This is a genomic window from Neobacillus citreus (assembly GCF_018343545.2).
Lineage (GTDB): Bacteria > Bacillota > Bacilli > Bacillales > Cytobacillaceae > Neobacillus > Neobacillus citreus.
In genome coordinates this window covers 1-7,857 of record NZ_JAGYPE020000075.1, presented here as the reverse complement: position 1 = coordinate 7,857, position 7,857 = coordinate 1, and the positions used below count along the sequence as shown (strand labels likewise).

General features: G+C 39.8%; 6 protein-coding genes. 4 read left to right on the top strand and 2 right to left on the bottom strand.

The genetic code is table 11. The features are described from left to right. The coding region (locus tag KHB02_RS26045) for an efflux RND transporter permease subunit (RefSeq protein WP_241114101.1) at positions 1-1,906 on the bottom strand (1,906 nt) is incomplete at its 3' end. A gap of 418 nt (positions 1,907-2,324) precedes the next feature. Here KHB02_RS26045 and KHB02_RS26040 point away from each other — a divergent pair. From KHB02_RS26040 to KHB02_RS26025, 4 genes are all read left to right on the top strand, one after another. Continuing rightward, complete coding sequence (locus KHB02_RS26040; RefSeq protein WP_213147500.1) at positions 2,325-3,077, top strand: helix-turn-helix transcriptional regulator; 753 nt, start codon at positions 2,325-2,327, stop codon at positions 3,075-3,077. Positions 3,078-3,264: 187 nt separating this feature from the next. Then, positions 3,265-4,629, top strand: a complete 1,365-nt coding sequence (locus KHB02_RS26035) for an MFS transporter (protein ID WP_213147499.1) — start codon at positions 3,265-3,267, stop codon at positions 4,627-4,629. A gap of 37 nt (positions 4,630-4,666) precedes the next feature. Beyond that, positions 4,667-5,518: a creatininase family protein gene (locus tag KHB02_RS26030; protein ID WP_213147498.1), complete on the top strand. Its 852-nt coding sequence runs from the start codon at positions 4,667-4,669 to the stop codon at positions 5,516-5,518. 132 nt (positions 5,519-5,650) lie between these two features. Next, positions 5,651-6,886: an MFS transporter gene (locus tag KHB02_RS26025; protein ID WP_213147497.1), complete on the top strand. Its 1,236-nt coding sequence runs from the start codon at positions 5,651-5,653 to the stop codon at positions 6,884-6,886. Positions 6,887-7,000: 114 nt separating this feature from the next. Here the strand turns inward: KHB02_RS26025 and KHB02_RS26020 are convergent, their stop codons facing one another. Then, positions 7,001-7,462 (bottom strand): SRPBCC family protein, encoded by a 462-nt coding sequence (locus KHB02_RS26020; protein ID WP_213147496.1) that lies wholly within the window; start codon positions 7,460-7,462, stop codon positions 7,001-7,003. Positions 7,463-7,857: the final 395 nt, after the last annotated feature.

Sequence of the window (7,857 nt, the reverse complement as noted above, 5' to 3'; positions counted from 1 at the left end):
CAGCGGTGTCAGCTGTAAGCTCCGCATCTGGAAACTGATCTTTTGTTTTTCGGATGTCTTTCACAAATTTGGCGGAATCGGTTCCCTCTTTAGGAAAAACCATAAAACGCACCACATTTGCATCCTGCAGATTGCCATATTGGGCAGCGTCCTCATTGACGCCCGCGATTGTAATATGGGTTTTTACCCCATCTTTATCTGCAAGAATGTCCTCCATTTTCGCAACACCGTCTTCCATTTCGCTAAATGGAGTTCCGTTTTGATAGCGAAGACCGATTTCTATATAGGCGGAATCCTTCTGATCGACAGACCCTTTAGGCATGCTCACAAATAATCCGACAGACCCAACCACAACGAGTACTGCTATTGTGATGGGCAGCCATTTATGGTTAAGCGACCATTTCAACAGTGATGGGTAGAAGGAATTCTGCTTGTGTTCTTTCATCTTTACCTTTGACATCATCCGGCCGCTGAGTGCTGGAACCACTGTCAGCGAAACAAGCAGTGAAGCTAGTAATGAACAAGTGATTGTAATGGCGAACGGGGCAACAATATCACGTAAACCTCCAGAAACAATCAGCATTGGAAGGAATACTGCCACTGTTGTGAGAGTGGAAGACGTGATCGCCGCTCCCACTTCTTTTACCGCTTCTACCAGAAAAGCGGGGGTCAATTCATTATCTTTTTTCCTTCGGTAAATATTTTCTACTACCACGATACTGTCATCCACTAACCGTCCGACTGATACCGCAATTCCTCCGAGTGTGAGGATGTTTAAGGTAACGCCAAAGAAAGAAAGTAGAATCATCGTAATGCAAAGTGACAATGGAATGCTGACAATCGTGATCAGGGTCATCCGGAAACTGCGCAGGAATAACCAGATAATAAGCGTGGCAAATAAGGCTCCGGTCAATACTTCTCTTGTCATCGAATTGATGGAATCAAGGACTGTATCACCCAAATTCATCACTATCGTAGCTTGAAGTGTTCCCTTATAGTCTTGATTGATTTTTTTAACCGTGTCTTCGACCTCTTGCCCAAGCGTTACGGCATTGGAGGTAGAATCCTTCTGAATAACAACATCGATAAAATTCTTACCGTTTAAATGGGTAATGCTTTCGGTGTCTTTTTGCATGGAAATATCAGCAACATCCTGCAGTTTAGTGTCACCATTTAACTCGATGTTTTTCAGGTCTTCAAGTGATTCTAACTTTCCTGTTACGATAATGCTTGTAGCTTCGTTATTTAGCGTTTGCTCGCCCATTGCGACAGATGCATTTTTTCCTTGAAGAAGAGTATAAAGCTTTTCAAGCGGGAACCCGGCAGCGGCTAATTTTTCTGGATCGACTTTAATCATTACTTGTTGATTTTTCCCGCCGTTTACGATGACATTGCCGATCCCTTTTAAGTCTTGGAACATCGGCATAATCTCATTTTCTACTAGATTTAGCTCAGTATTGCCAACTTCCTTATCAAAGGTGAGTCCTAATTCTACAATTGGAATTTCAGATGTGTTGAGGTTGACTACATATGGTTTCATGACTCCATTGGGGAGATTGACCATCGAAATTCTTTCTTGTATTTGCTGTTTTGCCTCTTTTACATCAATGCTGGACTCAAAGGTGACGGTCAACTGGGTAAAGTTATTCCCGGTTTGTGCGACTACATTTTGTTTTCCTTTAACGCCGTTTATAGCTTTTTCAATTGGCTGTGTGACCTGTTCATCCATGCTGACGGCATCGACGCCGTTTCCAACGACTGAAATCGTAACGTACGGCTGATCAGCAGATGGCATTAGCTCCATTGGAATCGTAGTGTAACTGAAAATACCAAAAATCATTGAGGCAACGACAGAAAAAGCTAATGCGGCCTTATTCCGTAACGCCCACTTGGTAAACCAAGTCATAATATGTACCCCCTAGTACAAAAGTATTACAAACAGGTAAATTATACCTTTTTTGCCACATTCTGAATAGTCCGTTTTCATAAATTTACAAAAAAATAACCTTAGAGGACAATTCAGTAGGCATTTTGTATTTAACACTCTTGATTATAGGGCCACAGGGCATTTCCGATATAGTAACCAAAGTCAATAAATCTATGTGACTTTCGTCATTAATGAGGCATGGGGACGGTTCTTGTGCATCATTTTTTATGGGTCTCCTTGACAAAAATTAGGATTTTTTTGCAGCTAATAACACTAATGTCATTGAAAAAACGGTTGCGGAAGGAGGAGTCAAACGAGGTCTCTTAATTAAATGCAAGATAGTAGCAAAAAATAATATAATAGGTGGATAAGCCAAATGTGTAAGGCAGGGAATATAATGAAAGATCATCAGCAAATAGATACCCCAAATCCAAATACTAATCGAAATGGACTTACACCTGAATACATTGAAGCCGGCCATAAGTTAAGGGAAAAATTACTTTATAGAATTCAAATGGGTGATCGGGACTTGATAACTGAATTTGAAAAGGATCCATTTCTGAAGCTTAACGATGACCAATTTAACCTTTTGAACAGAGTTCCAAATAATAAAATGCGATCCTATAAAAATATTCTATTGTCGCACAATACCCTCTATAGCTATGCAGCGGAAAAGGGCGGATTAAGTCCATGGCAATGCCACTTTATCTCTGAAAAGTATGCCATTATGATTGAGCATGCCGAAACCATCGCTAAACTTGATCAGATTCATTCATATATGGTAAAAGAGTATTCCGACCGTTCAATTCGAAAATCAAATAGTGGCAGCTTAACGATTGTAGAGAAGGCGGAAAACTATATAGAAATGAACTTTGCAGAGGACATTTCAATGGAGGAAATAGCCCGAAAAATACATGTTCATCCCTCTCATTTAATGCGTACGTTTAAAAAAGAAAAAGGCATAACGATTAGTAATTACCGAAATCTGAGAAGAATGAAGGAAGCAAAGGAGCTCATCCTAAACTCAAATCTCACCATGACGGAAATTGCCATCATGGTTGGCTTCAGCAACCCGCAATATTTCTCCAAATTTTTTAAAGAGGTAGAAGGAATCACCCCATTTGAATATAAAAAGCTGAAAAAGAAATGAAGGGCGCATGAGTATTTCATGTGCTTATTTTCTGCGTTCACGGACTTTTTTAAAACAGAAATTTCGCAATTATACTATAAAAGGATGCAACTATAATATAAAAACGTTTTCAAAATCAGATATATACTTAATTTCAAGAAATAAATTAAGCGTTTGCAAAATCTACAAGAAAAAATGGGGGTTTTATATGAGAAAGTTTGGAGTAAGAGACCAGGTTGGATATGCGTTAGGAGATATTGGGGGAAGTTTTGTTAACTTATATATAGGCGGTTTTTTCTTAATCTTCTGTACCTATGTATTAGGAGTAAGCCCTTACTTTATGGGAACGATGTTTTTATTGGGTAAATTCTTTGATGCCATTTGTAATGTGATTATGGGTACTCTTCCTGACCGTTGGAAATTAGGCAAATCTGGCGATAAATTCTTGCCGTATATTAATATTTCTAAATGGATTTTAGCCGCTTCCTGCTTATTGGCTTTTGCAAACGTATCCAGTTGGGGATCCGCAGCAACTCATGTATGGGTAGTATTCGTTTATTTATTCTTCTGTGTTGCTTATACAGCCGACTCCATTCCTTATGGTTCGCTAGCATCTGTTATTACAAATGATCCTGTTGAACGCACAAAATTATCTCGTGCCCGTGCGATTGGCGGTATGGTTGTTGGTGTTGGATTCTTATCCTTCGTTCCTATGTTTATCTACGATAAATCTAAGGCTGTAGTTCCGGATGCATTCTTTCAAATTGCCATTGTATTTAGTATTTTATCGGTATTAGCTTATACAGGACTTGTAAAATTATCAACAGAACGTATCCGTGATGATCATACAGCAGGAGCCAACTCTGATTACAGTTTTAAGGATGCATTTAAGGTAGCGATTAAAAATCGACCGTTAATTGGAATGATGGTTGCATCAATAGGATCTCTTCTTATGATCAATGGGGTAAGCCAATTGGCTCCAATTGTTTTCGCGGAACGTTATGGTATGCCAGGTGCTTTCGCTATCAACTCATTTATAAGCATTGGTGTTACGCTCGTGTTATTCGTGATAGTTCCTAAACTGGTTGTAAAGTTTAATAAAAGAAATTTAGTCATAGCTACAGCGATCTTCAGTTTAGTTGCAACAGTCATAATGACATTGGTTACAATTCAAAATGTATATGTGTTTATGGTTTTATATAACTTAGCTACAATTGGTTCTGCTGTCTTCGTGATGGTTGTTTGGGCTCTAGTAACAGATTGTATAGACTATGCAGAGCTTCAAACAGGAAAGCATTACGAAGGAACACTTTATTCCCTGTATTCCTTTGCCCGTAAAGTGGGGATGGGTTTAGGTAGCGCTCTTGGCAGTTATGCATTAGGTTGGGTAGGCTTCGTTTCCGGGGCAAAATCTCAATCACCGGCAGTAGCAGAAGGTGTATTAAAAATGTACACCGGCATGCCAATCGCTGCATTCATTATAATGCTGATTGGTGTAGGGATGATCTATAACCTCAATGAAAAGAGAACAAATGAAATGTATGCTCTATTAAAAGAAAGAAGAGCAGTTTAATAAGTTTTATAGAAATTTCAAGAAAGAAGAGATTTATATGCGTACTAGATTCCTTTCAAAACTGACAAATGGGGAAGTCGAAGACTACTTAGATCGAAATGATATTATTTATGTTCCTGTTGGAGTAACGGAAACACACGGAGCCTTACCGCTGGATTCGGAAACGGTTCTTGCGGAAGCCATCGCTTTAAAAATGGCAGAAGAATCGGATGGGCTTGTATTGCACAACTTACCTTATTTCTTTCCAGGCGGAACGATTGTCGGCCGGGGCACGATTCAAATGAGCGTAAAAGACGGAATGGCTTATTTGGATAAAATTGCCAAGTCATTGCTGAATCAAGGCTTTAGACGACAAATTTATATCACCAGTCATGGCCCGGCGTATCTGACCGTAAGCGGCATGGTTCGTGATTTCTTTGATGAAACAAAAGTGCCTGCCCTGTATATGGACGTATTAAAAGCAGCGGAGGCAGCTAAATTCAATCTGATGGATTCATTTCATGGGATGACGATTGGTGCTTATAAAATTTTAGGCAGATTAGAAGATGTTCCATTGAATATGCCTGAATCTCCTTCTGTGACTTATGATGTGCAGCATATGTTAGCAGGGATGAGTAAGAATCCCGGCAATACATTAGGGAAGTATGCATACCAATCCGGAGCAGTGGGTTCTTACTTCTATGAGCCGTCTGATCATATGGCTACACCGCTTTTGAAGACAGCTGAAGAAAGAGAAGAGTATGCAGATGCAGGTGTCCAAGCCATTAATGAACTTGTGAAAGCATTGGATATGCCGGCTATCGTTGAAACCCTCCGTCAAGTGGATGATTATACAAGGGATACCATTCTTCCTAAATACGGGGCACATTTGCCAGGCGGAAAGGCATAAATTTCAATGAATAAATGAGGTTTTCAAAAAGCGATTCTTAATATAGGAGTCGCTTTTTTTTTTCAAAAACTGGTTTCTACCACCGCCAGAAAAACCATATATATAAAGTAAAAGTTCACAGAGGTAGATACATTGGACATACAAAATAGCCGATTTAGATGGGTTGTATTTGCTTCCGTACTGTTTACTTATTTAATAATGTCGAGCCAGCGGACTGCACCGGGATTGATTACGGACCAAATAATGAGGGATTTTCATGTAACAGCAACAACGATTGGTATACTGGCAAGCATTCAATTTTTTGTCTACACGGGTTTGCAAATTCCGATGGGGATTATGGCTGACCGATTTGGTCCCAATTTTTTTCTCATTATCGGTGCGATCCTTACGGGTCTCGGTACCATCATTTATAGTCTCGGCAACCATGAATTTGTCTTGTTTTTTGCCAGAATCCTTACGGGGATGGGGGATGCGACCATCTGGGTCAATATGGTGTTAATCTTGAGCCAATGGTTTAGTGCGAAAGAATTTACCCGCTTAATCGGTGTAGCGGCAATGACGGGGAGTCTTGGTTTTCTGTTGGCGACAGTTCCATTCTCCTTATGGATTGACCTGATTGGTTGGAGAGCTGCGTTTTTTTCAACAGGCCTATTATTATGTCTATGTGGCATTTTCCTTTATTTTGTGCTCGTCAAAAAGCCAAAACAAGTCCTTTCTGATAGGACTATAACAGAAAAAAATGAGATCCAACGGGAGAAAACGTTGGTATTGCTGCGAAGAATTGTTTCAAATCGCCAGGCATGGGCGTTATTCTTATGTCACTTTGGGATTGTCGGAACATATGTAGGATTTATCGGTTCATGGGCAGTGCCCTATGGGATGGATATGTATGGAATGACACGTTCCGAGGCGAGCCAGCTCATTTTGATTGGTCTGGTCGGGGCACTGATTGGTGCTCCTTTTTCTGGCTGGATTTCAAGCCGGCTAGAGATGATTAAACGACCTTATGTGGTTGTCCATTTCATACTATTATTGAGTTGGTCTACCTTTCTTTTATTTAATGGGAGTCCTCCAAATTTCTTGTTAACGGTGCTTTTCTTTGTTATTGGTCTTGCGTATGGGGCAAATGCCTTAACGTTTGCTGCCGTTCGTCAATCTTTTCCAATCATGGAATCCGGCCTTGCCTCCGGATTTGCGAATACAGGTGGATTCTTGAGTGCCGTATTGCTGCCAAGTATCTTTGGAAATGTCTTGGATCACTTTCAGACCGCTTCAGGCAGTTTAAGCGCCGGCTACTACCACGGTTTCATCACACCCGTCATCTTCTCCATAATTGGCTTAATTGGAGTAATCACACTCAAGGAATGAGGCATGGGGACGGTTCTTTTGCCTCATTTTTTATTTTTTAACTCGACAAATGTCTGCAAATAGGACAGTACCCTTTAACGTTAAACGTAACAGGAGACTGTCCCTTTTTGGGTGCTAAACTCTAGATACATTATTATGAACTTGCTCCAATTTAGTGGCGATTGCAGTAACCATATCCGTTGTTACTTTAGGAAGCTGGGACTTTAAGATTGCATTAACCACCGGCCCAATCGCGCCGCCGGCAGTGAGCTCAAGAAAGCCTGTGATCTTCGTTTTATTTTTATCCACCGCTTCTGCAAGGAAATATCCTTCTCCAGAGAGCCCCTCATTTACCCCCTTTAACTGAAAAGTAATCTTTGTCGGTTGAATCCATTCCTTTATGGTGATCATCAGACTAATTTTTTTCTTTATGAATCCGATGTTACTATTAAACTCCCAAGTAGACTGACGGTTCGTAAATTTCCGGTGTTGAATATATCCGGGGATAAGAGGAGCCCAATTATCCATATCCTTAACAAAATCCCAAACCTTATTGATTGGGATATCCACCTCAGTTTGATACATTCCGGTTGGCATTCATTTTCCTTCTTTCGTTACAATATTAAGGTCTTCTTATATTTATATGTTCCATGAATTAAAGGGAGATTTGTCCCTTATAGCTTGGGTGAAGGATTTCAATGGTTTCGAAGGTACCGGTACTTTAATTCAATAAGAATGCGGTGTTGTTTAGGGATTTAACTTAAAAAAGCAAAAAAATATATTGACGTGTTAAAAATAATCTAGTAATATAGCATTTGTCGCTAAGAGAGATAGCAACAAACATTTTATCTCTGAAAAACAGTTGACATTTAAAGTTCACTACTGTAATATTAATTACTGTTGCTGAGTCGGGTTGCTGCCTTAATTAAAAAAAGCAGTTGACTAGTTCAGAAAGAGATGGTATATTATAAATCTGTCTCTAATAAATTGTT

What these genes read in the sequence shown, in the direction of transcription:
- KHB02_RS26040 (WP_213147500.1), top strand. Translation starts at nt 2,325, where the DNA reads ATGAAAGATCATCAGCAAATAGATACCCCAAATCCAAATACTAATCGA.
- KHB02_RS26035 (WP_213147499.1), top strand. Translation starts at nt 3,265, where the DNA reads ATGAGAAAGTTTGGAGTAAGAGACCAGGTTGGATATGCGTTAGGAGAT.
- KHB02_RS26030 (WP_213147498.1), top strand. Translation starts at nt 4,667, where the DNA reads ATGCGTACTAGATTCCTTTCAAAACTGACAAATGGGGAAGTCGAAGAC.
- KHB02_RS26020 (WP_213147496.1), bottom strand. Translation starts at nt 7,462, where the DNA reads ATGCCAACCGGAATGTATCAAACTGAGGTGGATATCCCAATCAATAAG.